14 protein-coding genes are annotated in these 13,617 nt (G+C 32.2%); 11 read left to right on the top strand and 3 right to left on the bottom strand.

From position 1 onward, the window contains the following. The first annotated feature begins 61 nt into the window (after window positions 1-61). The 4 genes from Q1A60_RS08155 to Q1A60_RS08140 all read left to right on the top strand — a co-directional run bounded on the left by Q1A60_RS08155 (window position 62) and on the right by Q1A60_RS08140 (window position 5,588). Window positions 62-1,834, top strand: a complete 1,773-nt coding sequence (locus Q1A60_RS08155) for a DUF6119 family protein (protein ID WP_299768073.1) — start codon at window positions 62-64, stop codon at window positions 1,832-1,834. A gap of 402 nt (window positions 1,835-2,236) precedes the next feature. Continuing rightward, window positions 2,237-3,988 carry a hypothetical protein gene (locus tag Q1A60_RS08150; RefSeq protein ID WP_299768076.1) on the top strand — a complete coding sequence of 584 codons (1,752 nt, stop codon included), beginning with the start codon at window positions 2,237-2,239 and terminating at the stop codon, window positions 3,986-3,988. 675 nt (window positions 3,989-4,663) lie between these two features. Further along, window positions 4,664-4,918 (top strand): autorepressor SdpR family transcription factor, encoded by a 255-nt coding sequence (locus tag Q1A60_RS08145; RefSeq protein WP_299681045.1) that lies wholly within the window; start codon window positions 4,664-4,666, stop codon window positions 4,916-4,918. A 19-nt stretch (window positions 4,919-4,937) separates the two neighbouring features. After that, complete coding sequence (locus tag Q1A60_RS08140) at window positions 4,938-5,588, top strand: SdpI family protein (protein ID WP_299681042.1); 651 nt, start codon at window positions 4,938-4,940, stop codon at window positions 5,586-5,588. On the opposite strand, the gene Q1A60_RS08135 is transcribed toward Q1A60_RS08140, so the two are convergent. The 3 genes from Q1A60_RS08135 to Q1A60_RS08125 all read right to left on the bottom strand — a co-directional run bounded on the left by Q1A60_RS08135 (window position 5,585) and on the right by Q1A60_RS08125 (window position 6,533). Then, complete coding sequence (locus tag Q1A60_RS08135; RefSeq protein WP_299681039.1) at window positions 5,585-5,875, bottom strand: type II toxin-antitoxin system RelE/ParE family toxin; 291 nt, start codon at window positions 5,873-5,875, stop codon at window positions 5,585-5,587. The genes Q1A60_RS08140 and Q1A60_RS08135 overlap by 4 nt on opposite strands. Further along, the gene (locus tag Q1A60_RS08130) at window positions 5,868-6,173 is read right to left on the bottom strand and encodes a CopG family transcriptional regulator (RefSeq protein ID WP_363322579.1); all 306 of its coding nucleotides are present in this window, start codon (window positions 6,171-6,173) and stop codon (window positions 5,868-5,870) included. Before Q1A60_RS08130 ends, Q1A60_RS08135 begins: the two co-directional genes overlap by 8 nt. A 69-nt stretch (window positions 6,174-6,242) precedes the next feature. After that, complete coding sequence (locus tag Q1A60_RS08125) at window positions 6,243-6,533, bottom strand: DUF493 family protein (protein WP_299768080.1); 291 nt, start codon at window positions 6,531-6,533, stop codon at window positions 6,243-6,245. Between the two features lie 256 nt (window positions 6,534-6,789). On the opposite strand from Q1A60_RS08125, the gene Q1A60_RS08120 reads away from it, so the two are divergent. The 7 genes from Q1A60_RS08120 (at window position 6,790) to Q1A60_RS08090 (ending at window position 13,575) form a co-directional block, all read left to right on the top strand. Next, the gene (locus Q1A60_RS08120; protein WP_299768082.1) at window positions 6,790-7,326 is read left to right on the top strand and encodes an ATP-binding protein; all 537 of its coding nucleotides are present in this window, start codon (window positions 6,790-6,792) and stop codon (window positions 7,324-7,326) included. Continuing rightward, the gene (locus Q1A60_RS08115; RefSeq protein ID WP_299768084.1) at window positions 7,323-9,215 is read left to right on the top strand and encodes an ATP-dependent DNA helicase RecQ; all 1,893 of its coding nucleotides are present in this window, start codon (window positions 7,323-7,325) and stop codon (window positions 9,213-9,215) included. The genes Q1A60_RS08120 and Q1A60_RS08115 overlap by 4 nt, the downstream gene beginning before the upstream one ends. Beyond that, window positions 9,212-10,225: a methionyl-tRNA formyltransferase gene (gene fmt / locus Q1A60_RS08110; protein ID WP_299768086.1), complete on the top strand. Its 1,014-nt coding sequence runs from the start codon at window positions 9,212-9,214 to the stop codon at window positions 10,223-10,225. The genes Q1A60_RS08115 and fmt overlap by 4 nt, the downstream gene beginning before the upstream one ends. Before the next feature lie 185 nt (window positions 10,226-10,410). Next, on the top strand, window positions 10,411-10,683 hold the full coding sequence (locus Q1A60_RS08105; RefSeq protein ID WP_299681025.1) for an HU family DNA-binding protein: 273 nt from the start codon (window positions 10,411-10,413) through the stop codon (window positions 10,681-10,683). Between the two features lie 165 nt (window positions 10,684-10,848). Next, on the top strand, window positions 10,849-12,045 hold the full coding sequence (locus tag Q1A60_RS08100) for an LETM1-related biofilm-associated protein (protein ID WP_299768088.1): 1,197 nt from the start codon (window positions 10,849-10,851) through the stop codon (window positions 12,043-12,045). Window positions 12,046-12,147: 102 nt separating this feature from the next. Next, the gene (locus Q1A60_RS08095; RefSeq protein ID WP_299768090.1) at window positions 12,148-12,771 is read left to right on the top strand and encodes a hypothetical protein; all 624 of its coding nucleotides are present in this window, start codon (window positions 12,148-12,150) and stop codon (window positions 12,769-12,771) included. Between the two features lie 156 nt (window positions 12,772-12,927). After that, entirely contained in the window at window positions 12,928-13,575 is a 648-nt protein-coding gene (locus tag Q1A60_RS08090) for a hypothetical protein (protein WP_299768092.1), read from the top strand. The last annotated feature ends 42 nt before the right edge of the window (window positions 13,576-13,617 follow it).

Raw genomic sequence — 13,617 nt, 5'->3', positions numbered from 1 at the left:
ATCAAGATAGCAACGCGCCATATACAAGACCGTTAGGAATAATTATAAAACCAGTAATCAAATGACACAAAATCCTAAAATATATAGGATTGACAAAGAGCATAGACTTTTAAAAAAATTAGCTAGCTGTAAATTAATTATTGAGAAAATAATCAATACTGAATTTAAAAAGCAAGGAATTAAAGGAAAATTTGATACATCTTCTTTAAAACGAATAATAAGAGATGATATCACTTACTATTTATATTTATACGACTCAAATGAAACAGTTTCAATATGGAAGGATTTTCTCCCCAAAGAACTTACAAGTAGTGAAGGATTTACCGAACAAAAACTTTCTTTGGTTCTTTTTGTCGAGACTGAATATGATATTTACTGTATTATTGGTGGAAATGCATTCCAAATCATTTTACCTTTTATAGATAAGTCTTTTGGGTTAAATGTATATTCAAGAATTATGCAACCTGAATTTGATGAAATTGCATCAATTAAGTCTAGAGGTATAACAGGTTCTCGTGCTGGATTAAGCGAACAATTCAGGAATAATTACAGAATAATAGATTATATAAAGTTTGGAAAGGTAACTCAGGAAATTCACTTAAAACTAAGTCAAGAAACTACAGATTTACATTTTAATTTCCTAAAAAATAAAGACTCGGATAGAATTCAAATTTACGTTAGTAAAGCTTTCAAAATAAAGAAAAATGTTGATTTTAATGAATTGCATTTAGTCATTAAAGAATTAGTAGTCATATCAGAGCTTGCACCTTCCGACTATTTAGATTCTTACAAAGAAATAACAGATAAAAATCTTACCGAAAATCTTCTACATCAAGAATTAATTACAAGATTATTTAATGATACTGAGAATTTAGGAAGTAGGATTTCTAGTGCTCATAAATCTTTTCAACACGATTTTTGTAATCCAAACAACATTGAAAAATTCTATGAAGCTGACGAATTTAGACTCAAAGAAAAAACAGATAATGGAGGTTATACAGTATTCAAAATTGTTCATGACAGAAATGATATCTATGATGCAGTTTTAATACGCGCTGTAGAACGTTTTGGAGTTAGTGATAGGTTTAAGTTTATGAATTTCGTTAGAAGCGCATATGTAACTTGTTATCAAGATGGTAAACATTCTATGGGTTCTGGATTTTTATTTCATATATCAACCGAATTTCCTTTTGATGGTACTCCAGTTTTTTTAGTTGATACTAAATGGTATCGATTACAAGATACATTTGTAGAAGATTTAAAAACCAATACGAAACATGTATTAAATACATATAAAGCGCCAATCAACATTCTAACAGAATCTTGGGACAAAAGTGTTATAAGAACTGAGGGAGAATATAATTTTAAATATAATCCAAAACCAAATTATATTGTCATAGACACAATAATTGCAGATGGATTAGAACTGTGTGATATTATGTATTACGATGATAATAATTTATATTTAATTCATGTAAAGTATGGTTTTCAATCGAAAATCAGAGAATTAACAAATCAAATCACAATTTCTGCTCGTCGATTAAGAGAAACATTAGGAACAAAGAAAAAACCATTATTAGAGAAAATATATAAAAGATTAGTTGAGAAAAAATATGATATTAATAAATTATCATTAGACGAATTTAAAGCTCTTTTCGACAAGAAAATATCATTTATTTTTGCTTTCGCTTCACATTTATCGACTGATTTAGTAGTTGAAAAACACATTGAAAAGTACACTTCAAATATTGCAAGATATTCATTAATTCAGTGTTCTAGTGAGATGAGAGCATATTACTATGACTTACTTAACTACCAAATTCCAAGAAAATAACTATTTCCAACAAAGACGTGTATAATTAACTGCTTTGGAAAATACGAACCCGAGAAAATTCCTTCGGAATTTTCTCGGGTTCGTATTTGTTTACTAAATTAGCTACTAAACCACACAACTAACCATATACAAAAACGTTGGTGTTAAGCAGAACTAACTTCATCTTAAAAAGAAATAATATGCTCTGAGTTTATGAATTCCAATTTATCCAAGAAAGATTCTCTATTGATACAAGCAATACAACTTCAAAGGCAGAGAAAATTCAATTCCGCTCTAAAAAAAATTTAAGATGCAATTTTAATTGAGCCAAACGATTATTCTCTTTGGACTACAAAAGTTTCATTGTTAATTCGACTCAAACTATTTAACAAAGCTATCCTCGATATTAAAACATTGATTTCGATGAGAGGTGAAAACGCATTTCCATATATCTATTTATCAACTGCACACAAAGGTAATAGAATGTATTTTAAGGCCTTAGATGCTTCTATAATTGCAACGAAAGTTGAGCCTAAATTATATAGTTCTTGGAATTCAATAGGCGAATCATACAGATTAGTTGGTAAATACGAGAAATCATTAAATGCCTATAAAAACTCTATTGACTTAATGCCCTATGGTTTTGATGCATACACTGGAAGGGCTCTAACTTTATTGAGGTTAAATCAATATGGAGCTGCTCAAGCAAATTTTCTTAAGGCATTCACTATTGATAATAATGAATTTAAGTTGTTTCTTCCAAAATACCTAGCAGAATTAGAAAATCATTCTGCTCCATTTTGGATAATAAGATTGTATTATGAGATCTTTCCTGTATTACTAATTACAAACTATAAAAGAAACATTTTGTTGCAAGCAGAGAATGAATCGAAAGAAGCTTTATTAATTCTCACATTAATTCCGGATCAAACGTGGACTGATAATCAGAAAAATAGAGTAGCAGGAATTATACATTACCAAATGGGAGATCCAATAATTAGCGCTATATTTTTTGAACAATTGTTAGTTAATACAAAAGGGAAATTCTTCGACATGTACTATTTTCTTTGCTCATTGAAGTCTTTTGAATCGTTAAAACAGGAAGAAGTTAATCGAATAACTCAATTAATGGAGAGTATTGATTATAAAACTTGGGACCATTCTCAATTATATTATGCAGGTCATATTTATTTGTTAATCGGTGAGAATGATAAAGCATTTTTCTGTTTTAAAAGTGTTAACAGTGAAAATGATCATTTCTTACCTGCATTGTATATGGAATTATATATGGCAAACCTTCTTAGAAAAAACCCTAATTCGATTGACGAACTCGTTGATAAAATTTATGCTAAAGAAAAGTACTTTTATGAATTTGGAAGCGGCAACTTGATTTTGGATCTTTACCCTGAATTTATAGGTAACAATTATGAGATTGATTGGAAAGCTTTTAGATTTAAATACATTTATTATAATGAAGTTCTTCCTGCCATATCCGTTCTGCTAGATTATATTGAAAATAATCCTAGCCATATCTTTAATCAATTTGTCAACGAAAAAGAAGCTATTAATCAACAAAAAGTTCGAAAAACATTCAAAAGAGTCGATTTTTATATTAGCAATTATGATCGAATGGTTGATAATTTAATTAATAATTTTAGTCAAGAATTTGAAGAAGAGTTGTTATTAAATACTATCAATTACAAGAAATTTAACTCATTACAATTTGAAGACTTATGTGCTTCACTAATAGATAAATTTGCCAAAGATAAGTTCAATCATTTGCAACAAGTAATTTTTTGGGGGTTGAACCAAAACAAAATATCAAAAAAAACCGCCACTTACTTGCTATTATACTCGATATGGATAAAAGAAGATGTTTATACACAAATTCGAAATTCTAAAATAGTTAAAGGAAAGATTACCTATACTATTCTTGTTGCCCTTATAGGGTCATTATTCACAAATGGTTTTATGGGTAGTTTAGTCACAAATCTTGGATTTTCTGCTACGTACCCACTCTATTGTAAGTTTATAGAAAATTTCATCAAAAAACCCGATTCGATTGTAGGCTATATGAATTTTAAACAAGATGTATTGTTATTTATTGAAGAAAGTCAATTCAAAGATAAAAATTCGTTCTCAAGAGAATTTGGTGATAGTATTTTACTTACTTAGAATACATTTCTTTTACTTACATAATCTAACCTGCCAACCGCCAACACCACACCTCATAAAACCGTTAAACCATTTATTTAAAAATAGTTACTATTTATCCCCTTACTTAAACCACTTTTCTCTTTTTTAAACACTCGGTAATTTCGATTTCATTTCCTTGAAGAAGGAAATCGTATACTCCGTAACTTATATCTTTTTGACTAACAATTAGAACTCATCCTTCACAAGTTATTGTCTTCTGGTAGGCAGGTTCGCACAAGCGTACTTAGTATTTTTTAAAACATACTCCATATGGACACATCCCTTAGTCCCCTGCTTCGGCAAGCTCAGCACAGCGTCTTTCTAGAGGAAACGCTTCTCTTCATATCCGTGAAGGCGGATATCCCATTACTATTTCCCAATCATTCAAAATAGTGTAACACTTTAATTCAAAGTAGTAAGCTATTTTAGTCTATGTTCTCTTTTCTCTTTTCTCTTTTCTTTCTTCTCTTTTTCAGATCATTCAATATACAATTTCGCGCAAGCGTAAACCCCATAAACAAAGGAATTTCTGAAGGTAAACGCTTCTATCCATATCCGCGTAGGCGGATATCTCATAATTATTTTAAACAAAACATGTAACATTTTTTGAAAATTACGTCTATTAATTAGATATTTGTCTAAATACTTAATTACTTGAACAAACTATTTAAAGCTCTTAATGACGAGACACGAAGAGAGATTCTAAATCTTTTAAAAGAAAAGGATCTCACCGCTGGAGAAATCGCAGCCGCATTTGATATTTCAAAACCTAGTATCTCACATCATCTGGATTTATTAAAGCAAGCCAATCTTGTAAGTAGTATTAAAAAAGGACAATATGTGACGTATAGTCTTAACACGACCATTTTAGAAGAGGTCATGCAATGGATTATTCACTTAAAAAATTAACCTATTAACAGCCATTATTATGAATGCACGTAAAGAATTTCCGTTACTATGTATTGTTGTATTACCATTTCTATATCTAGCTTTTATTTATACAAGCTTGCCAGATATAGTACCAACACACTGGAATATTGAGGGACAAATAGATGATCGAGGCTCTAAACAACTGCTTTGGATCATTCCATTTGCAACTTCATTTTTAGGCTATATATTAATGAGCATTATCCCTAAAATTGATCCTAAAAAACAGATCAAACAAATGGGGGCTAAGTTTTATCAGCTCAAGTTTATTGTGGTCTTATTTTTAACTGTGTTGGGGCTTTATCTTTTATATGCTACCAAACAAGAGTCCATGTCAAATCCAAATATCCTCTTGATACTCATTGGGGTCTTTTTTACAGCTTTAGGGAATTACCTCCCGTCTGTAAAACCTAATTATTTTGTAGGATTACGCTCACCATGGACATTAGAAAGTGCTACGGTATGGAAAAAAACACATAGACTCGCTGGAAGATTATGGGTCGTAGGAGGCATTGCTGTTATTGTAGCTTCTCTTTTACTACCACAATCACAAAACTTAGTTGTATTTTTTGTGATTCTTGGAGTCATCACACTGATTCCTCTTATCTACTCGTATGTATGGTATAAACAAGAGAAGACAGAAGTAGTTTAACGAATACTATCTAAATCTTGTTTTCCTATGATGGTCATAATTTCGACAATAGTATCACTCCCTATTCTGTAATAAATAGTATCTGATCCACAAACACAACGTCTGTAACCTCTTCTTATATAATCAACAGATTCAAAAGATAAAGGACGTTGTGCTATAATTTCGAAATATTGAAAAAATGACTCAAAGTAACTATCTGCTTGTTTTACTCCAAATTTCTTAACACCATATTGATGAATCCTAATAATATCTTCTTTTGCTACGTTACTGAGTCTGTAGTTAGCCATTAAGTAATGACTTAGATTGTGTTAATAGCTGCTCTTTAGTATCTGCAGTAAAGCCACTCTTTTCTGCTCTTTCAAGCTTAGCTGTAATCCAGTCAACTTGCACTTGTTGCTTTCTAGCTTGTCGCACTAAATCGTTAATGAGTTCACTTTTACTAGCATACTCTTTACTATCCACTTGAGATTTTAACCATTCATCATTCGGATCTGTAAATGAAATACTCTGTCGTGCCATAATTTCTTTTTGGTGTAAATCTACACCAAATATGCGCATATTGCAAAAAAGATGTAATAGTTTCATCAGAATTCTTTTTCTAAAAAAAAACAGGTGTGGAAGTTCCACACCTGTTCATATATTTAAAACGTACTATTATAAAGAAATAACGCCTTCTACTTTTCCTACTTCTTTATATTTTGCGATTACTGCATCAGGATTTTTCATACGCACATTTATAGATACACTAGTATATTTACCTGTACGAGATTCTTTTCTATTAATAACAGCACCTGTATGATCAAAAATATCTTCTATCTCCTTTATTTTAGAGAGATCTGTAGGCACTATAAATTTATATAAATAAGGAGCGGGCCATAGTGATGTATCACTAAGCTGTTCTTTTAATTTTTTATAAAACTCTTCTTGATTATTATTGGGTGTCATACCGTTTATTTAAGTTGGCAAAGATAAGACAAGCATATAAATTTGTTGTTCGTCTTGGTTTACCTAATTTTGTCTAAATTATACTAGGTATTAATTGAATTTATTGAAAAATAAAATAATGGTTTTTTTCTTTATATGAGAAAGAAAAATAAAGCATAGCATAAGCTACGGTTTATTTTTTTCATGAAATAGAAAGGCAAAAAAGGGTGTTTTATTACAGTAAACTCAATTAATAAATAGTAATAGTACCATTTTTATGCCAAAAAGCATTTTACTGATAGGAGGTCCCTCTACAGGAAAGACAACACTTATCAATCATCTTAAAACACTTGGATATCCTTGCCTTGAGGAAATATCAAGAGATGTTATAAAAAAGGCACAAAACGAAGGGATAGATCAGCTTTTTCTAGAGAAACCATTGCTGTTCAGTCAATTGTTAAAAGATGCGCGAATACAACAGTTTCAAGATGTTACTACCTATGATACTAAGTATGTATTTCTAGACAGAGGCATTCCTGACACTGTGGCATATATGGACTACATAGGACAAGAATACACAAAAGAATTCGTTAACGACTGTAAGAAGTATATATATGACATCGTATTTATACTTCCCCTGTGGAAAGAAATCCATCAAACCGATGGAGAACGCTACGAGAGCTTTGAGCAAGCACAACAGATACAAGATCATTTAATAGCGACCTATCAAGCCTATGGATATGCACCTATTGAAGTTCCCAAAGGCGACGTGGCTGCTAGAGCATCATTCATTTTAAACACACTAAAGGGTTGAAGCACACCCCAAAAGACATACTAAAACAATATTGGGGATATGACTCCTTTAGACCTTTACAAGAAGATAGTATACAAAGCATTTTAAATGGCAAAGACACCATTGCTTTATTACCAACGGGTGGAGGTAAATCGGTATGCTATCAAATACCCGCTTTAGCCAGTGAAGGAATTGCCATTGTTGTTTCGCCATTGATTGCTTTAATGAAAGACCAAGTCCTGAACCTTCAGGAGAAAGGAATTAAGGCACTAGCCATTACAAGCGGAATACGCTATAGTGATCTTGATGCACTATTAGATAATTGTATTTATGGCAATTACAAACTCTTATATGTATCGCCAGAACGATTACAACAAGAGCTGGTGATAGAACGTATCAAGCAGATGAATGTCTCTCTCATTGCAGTAGATGAGGCACATTGTATCTCACAATGGGGACATGATTTTAGACCTGCTTATTGTAAAATTGCCCGCTTACGCGAAATAAAACCCAACACCCCTATCATTGCGCTTACAGCAACAGCTACTCCCAAAGTAATTCAGGATATTACCGAAGAATTACAATTGGCAGACCCATTGCTTTGTAAAGGTTCATATCATAGGGAAAACCTCACCTACACCCTTATTCATAGCGCCGATAAGAATTTTCGCCTTGAGCAAATCCTAAAAAACACCTCCAAAAGCGCTATAGTATATGTCCGCAATCGAAAAGCAACCATAAACACAGCCCAGTTTTTAAAAAGTAGAGGGATTACCGCTACTTATTATCATGGAGGGATGTCACGAGAAGACAGACACACACATTATAAAGACTGGCGAGATAATAAAACACAGGTCATGGTCAGTACCAATGCCTTTGGAATGGGCATAGACAAAGCCGATGTAGATACGGTTGTACATCTAGAAATTCCTGATAGTTTAGAAAACTATTTTCAAGAAGCCGGACGTGCTGGTAGAAGTGGTCAATCGTCTAAGGCTGTCCTTATATATAATGAGAATGATATCATACGCCTTAACAATCAGTTTTTGCAAGTCATTCCCACGGTAGCATTCGTAAAAGAAATCTATAGCCGACTCAATAATTACTTTCAAATCTCTTATGGCGAAGGGGAAGAAAGCAACCACCGATTTAATTTCAGTACGTTTTGCCAAACCTACTCCTTACCCACCATGCGTACCTATAATGCATTATTGGCTTTAGATCGTAATAGTATTATAAGCTTATCGCAAGAGTTTACTAAAAAAGCAACCGTAACATTTAATGTTACCGATGTGGCTCTGACGTATTACTTGATTAAAAATCCGCAATGGGATGAGATTGTAAAAACAATACTGCGTACTTATGGGGGTATTTTTGAACAACCTACCGCCATAAACTATAGTGTCATTGCAAATAAAGCAGGTACTTCTATAGATAAGGTACACAATGCATTATTAATGTTAGCCAAAGATGATATCATTACCTATGATCATCAAAGCTATGACACGGCTATTACCTTTTTAGTTCCTCGAGAAGATGATCGTACCATTCATGTGATTGCGCCTCATATTACCACACAGGCCAATTATAAAAAGCAACAAATAGCGACCATAAAAAACTATGTAGCAAACACAACTACTTGCAGAAATATACAACTACTCTCCTATTTTGGAGAAGAGGTAACAACACCTTGTGGTACTTGCGACGTTTGTTTGTCTCAAAATACAACCTCAAAACAAAGTGGTACTATTACAGAAGCTATTTTATATGCGCTTTCGCGAAAAGACCTAAGTTCCCGTGAGCTGTCTGAGTTGCCGTATACCGAAACTGAAATTATTACGACATTACAATTGCTTTTAGATCAAAAAAAGATTACACTTACCCCAGTAAATACATATAAGATATTATGAGAGACATACGCATCGTTTTTATGGGCACACCAGACTTTGCCGTTACCATATTAGAAACTTTAGTTACACAAGACTATACAATCGCTGGTGTGATTACAGCACCAGATAGACCTGCAGGAAGAGGACAAAAGGTACGTAAGAGTGCTGTAAAGGTATATGCAGAATCCCAAGGACTCACCATACTACAACCTACTAATCTTAAAAATGAAGATTTTCATAAGGAACTAGAAGCATTAAATGCCAATCTTCAAATTGTTGTTGCCTTTCGTATGCTTCCAGCTGTGGTTTGGAAAATGCCAGAATATGGCACTTTTAATTTACATGCGTCCCTCCTACCTCAATATCGTGGAGCTGCTCCTATTAATTGGGCTATTATCAATGGAGAGACAGAAACAGGCGTCACTACCTTTTTTATAGATGAGAAAATAGATACCGGCGCCATTATATTTCAAGAGCGTCTTTCTATAGGAGAAAATGAAAATGCAGGAAGTCTCCACGACCGTTTAATGCATCTGGGAGCAGGTCTTGTAACGAAGACTGTAAATGCCATTGCAGAAGGCACTGTCACCACCCACATACAACCGCAATCTGGCGACCTCAAAACAGCGTATAAATTATATCCAGAAAACACAAAAATTAATTGGGAAGCACCTACCCAAACTATCCATAATCATATACGAGGTTTGAGTCCATATCCAGCAGCTTGGTGTTACCTTATAAATAATGATAAAGAAGAACGAGTTAAAATTTATAACGCTTTCGCGAAATCGAACTTGAGAGATTCACAACTGGAAGGAGAGCAAAGCGTTAAAGCGTATACAGAAACTTCAGAAAAAAATAAAGCAAAAGAGCCTTTAGGAACGATTCAAATAGAAGATGGCCACCTAAAAGTCACAACCCTAAATGGATACCTTTTTATTACAGAAATACAACTTCCAGGCAAGCGAAAAATGGATGTAAAGTCACTTTTAAACGGCTATAATTTTAACAAAAATGCCAAAATGCGCTAAACCCGCACTCCCATTGGGCTTACAGAAATCGCCAAAAAAGGCCTTCTTTATTAACAATCGCCTTGATTTATTAACAAAATCGCCGATTTCCCTTGCTATTACTTGCATGAGTGAATTTTACGTATAAATTTGTTGTAGAATTAAACACACAGTTTAAGTAACAATAATTAATTAAATTTTACATTATGAACAAATCAGAATTAATTGATGGAATGGCGGAGCATGCAGGAATTACTAAAGCAGCAGCAAAAAAAGCATTAGAGTCTTTCTTAGGAAACGTAGAAGGAACACTTAAAAGTGGAGGACGTGTTTCTCTAGTTGGATTTGGATCTTGGTCTGTATCTCAGCGTAATGCTCGTGAAGGAAGAAATCCACAAACTGGAAAAACTATCCAAATCGCTGCTAAAAATGTAGTAAAATTCAAAGCTGGTTCTGAGTTAGGAAACGCAGTAAACTAATCAGACTTTGATATAGCATATATATGAGATACTAATCTCAGTATATACATGAAAAGCTCAGCACTATTGCTGAGCTTTTTTTATGTCTAAAAATGGAAGAATTTTATCTTTAGGAAATATATGGTTGCCGCAATTCAATTACATTTGTGATAAAGTTATAGATACATGAACCCATCGGCCTTAGGTTGGATAAAAAAACATCTCCCATATTTACTCCAGTTTATGGATACTCATCCTATGGATGAAGAAGAAATGTATAGACAACTTAGACAAAATGGCTTTATTTATGGTACCTCTATTAAAACACTTTGCGATGAAGAAAGTGAACAATTAAAATGGACTGAAGAAGAAAAGACAAAAATCAATTTATTTGATGCACTTACCTTCACTTATTTTGATTGTATAGAAAATGGAAGCGCGACAGATTGTATTAAAAGCATCATTTCTTTTTATAGTCACCTCAATAAAAATCAAGGAGGCCCGCCTATTAAATTAGGAAGTTCTACAGATGCCAACTATAGAATTTTGGAGAAGATCATTACAGAACGTATCCAAACCAATGAACCGCTCTTTAAAAAGAATTTTAGTCATATTATTACCAATGCATTATTATTCTTAGATGTATTGAGTTTTGACCATTATCTAATTTCTGGCGAAGATCCATTACCTTATGCCGTATGCCTAGAAAAAAACCTTACTCAAATTGTATGGTTAGCACTTCGTCAAAAAGAAAATAAAGATCATTATAACGAACTGCTTATTAAACTGTTTGAGAGTTCTATACGTTATAATACTACGATAAAAAGTGACAATCTCACACTAGAAGATATACAAAGCAATGTGGTATCCCAACCACTAGAACAACTATACTTACTCGACTTATGTGCCTTATCCTTATTTGATGATGAACAAATAGACGCCCATGAGCAGATTTTTATGAACGAAATCTCTCAAAAACTCCATATCACAGAAACAGAGAAGGAAACCTCCCTTAGTGCGGTTGGACATTTTATTTCTGAACATAAGGAAGATATTGCCTATCTGAATTATAGCAATCCCGTTAAGCATTTTTACAACCAAACCACACGAACGGTTTCTACCTTAATACTTCGTAATAAGAAGCGCCTTATTAAAGAAATTACACAAAGTAAAGACTTAGTAATTCTATTAGGAAATTCTACTGTACGTGACCTCTCTGACGATGAGAAAAAAGTCGTTAAAAACCAGTTGTTAGATATTTGTAAAACCATTCCCTCTCTAGCGATATTTTTATTACCTGGAGGAACGATACTACTGCCTATTCTTATGAAGTTTATTCCTACTCTATTACCAAGTGCTTTTAATGAAAATCAGGTGGATTAACTGTTATTAATAATCACTACAATACAGTTTTATTAAAAACAAGTTTTTGAACGTTAATTATATCCATATATTTAAAGAGAAACACATAGTATAATTAATTTTATGAAAAAAGTACTACTCATATTAATAACACTTTCACTTTTCGGTTGCATAAAAGATTCAGAAAAAATTATACATAAACAAAATGGTGATACTTCTATTCATAATAAAAATCAATATAAACGTGGTAAAATAAATGATAGTATTGCATCTGATATTTTAGATTTAGGAGCTGAACAAAGTGCTAAAGGTAATTTTGAAAAAGCTAAAGAACTATACCTTAAAGCATTAAATATCGAGCCAGAAAATATTATCATTATTAATGCAGTTGCTGGAATTTATGCAGATTTAAATAACAAAAAAAAGTCAATTTATTATTTCGAAAAATCATTAAAAATTGATAGCACAAATAATATCACTTATTTGAATTTTGGTCAATCATATAATCAACTATTAGAATTTGACAAATCAATCGAAATTTTGAATAAAGGATTAAAATTTGTCAAAGTAAATAACAATGAAAGAAAAAGCTATTTTTATTACAACTTAGCAAACGGCTATTACAAAAAAAAGGACTATGAAAAATCTAAAATATTTAATAATAAAGCATTAAAGCTAGTTAAAAATAAATTCGTAAAAGAAGATATTATTGAATTAAGAGATGTTTTAGAAAGTGATGAAAAATAACTAATTACAACAATGGACTATAAGTAATTGCTTCTTTTCCTCTATAACTGAAAATTTTTGCGAGTTTTCTATTCTGTTTGTATTTGCTAACTTTAGTACTTGAACCTTGTAACATGTCATATACAAAAATGGTTAATGGTAATTAAAACTAAGAATATGAAAACCCAAAAAACGAGTGTCCTTATTACAATTATTCTGTTTTCTCTCAATGCTTTCTGTCAACAAGAGATCAACTTATCTCATAAGGTTCAAAACAAGAAAATAAAGGCAGTAAATCGTTCGATATCAGTATTCGGAGAGCAACAAGATGCTGTAGAAATGAATGCAAAAAATGGAGATGGTATTGGAATAATTAAAGATATAGAATTTGAAAAAGGAATTATCGAAATAGAACTTTTAGGGGAGAATAATCCAGGAAAAAGCTTCATTGGAGTTGCTTTTAATATTCAAGATGACAAAACGTATGAAGCTATATATTTCAGGCCTTTCAACTTTGTTGCCAAAGAACAAAAAAGAAAAGAGCATATGGTTCAATACATTTACCATCCAGAATTTACTTGGAAAAAACTTAGAAAAGAGAGAACTGGAGAATTTGAAAATGAAATTAAGATACCTCCAAATCCTGACAATTGGTTCAAAGCAATCATTCATATAGAAGAAAAAACAGTCAAAGTTTTTGTCAATAATATACCTGAACCTATTTTAATTGTTGATAGGCTAACTTCAACAACATCAAAAACAATAGGTATTTGGACTGGATTCGGTTCTTCTGGACGATTTAGAAATCTGATTATAAAAGAATAATTAGTATCAATATCACCTATAAAACCTCAATCATTAACATCC

The organism is uncultured Dokdonia sp. (assembly GCF_947492535.1).
Taxonomy (GTDB): domain Bacteria; phylum Bacteroidota; class Bacteroidia; order Flavobacteriales; family Flavobacteriaceae; genus Dokdonia.
This window is presented reverse-complemented; position numbering and strand designations above follow the sequence as displayed.

Coding starts and splice junctions, on each gene's coding strand:
- Q1A60_RS08135 (WP_299681039.1), bottom strand. CDS start 5,875: ATGGCTAACTACAGACTCAGTAACGTAGCAAAAGAAGATATTATTAGG.
- Q1A60_RS08090 (WP_299768092.1), top strand. CDS start 12,928: ATGAAAACCCAAAAAACGAGTGTCCTTATTACAATTATTCTGTTTTCT.
- Q1A60_RS08105 (WP_299681025.1), top strand. CDS start 10,411: ATGAACAAATCAGAATTAATTGATGGAATGGCGGAGCATGCAGGAATT.
- Q1A60_RS08140 (WP_299681042.1), top strand. CDS start 4,938: ATGAATGCACGTAAAGAATTTCCGTTACTATGTATTGTTGTATTACCA.
- Q1A60_RS08095 (WP_299768090.1), top strand. CDS start 12,148: ATGAAAAAAGTACTACTCATATTAATAACACTTTCACTTTTCGGTTGC.
- Q1A60_RS08125 (WP_299768080.1), bottom strand. CDS start 6,533: ATGACACCCAATAATAATCAAGAAGAGTTTTATAAAAAATTAAAAGAA.
- Q1A60_RS08130 (WP_363322579.1), bottom strand. CDS start 6,173: ATGAAACTATTACATCTTTTTTGCAATATGCGCATATTTGGTGTAGAT.
- Q1A60_RS08120 (WP_299768082.1), top strand. CDS start 6,790: ATGCCAAAAAGCATTTTACTGATAGGAGGTCCCTCTACAGGAAAGACA.
- Q1A60_RS08150 (WP_299768076.1), top strand. CDS start 2,237: ATGAGAGGTGAAAACGCATTTCCATATATCTATTTATCAACTGCACAC.
- Q1A60_RS08155 (WP_299768073.1), top strand. CDS start 62: ATGACACAAAATCCTAAAATATATAGGATTGACAAAGAGCATAGACTT.
- fmt (WP_299768086.1), top strand. CDS start 9,212: ATGAGAGACATACGCATCGTTTTTATGGGCACACCAGACTTTGCCGTT.
- Q1A60_RS08100 (WP_299768088.1), top strand. CDS start 10,849: ATGAACCCATCGGCCTTAGGTTGGATAAAAAAACATCTCCCATATTTA.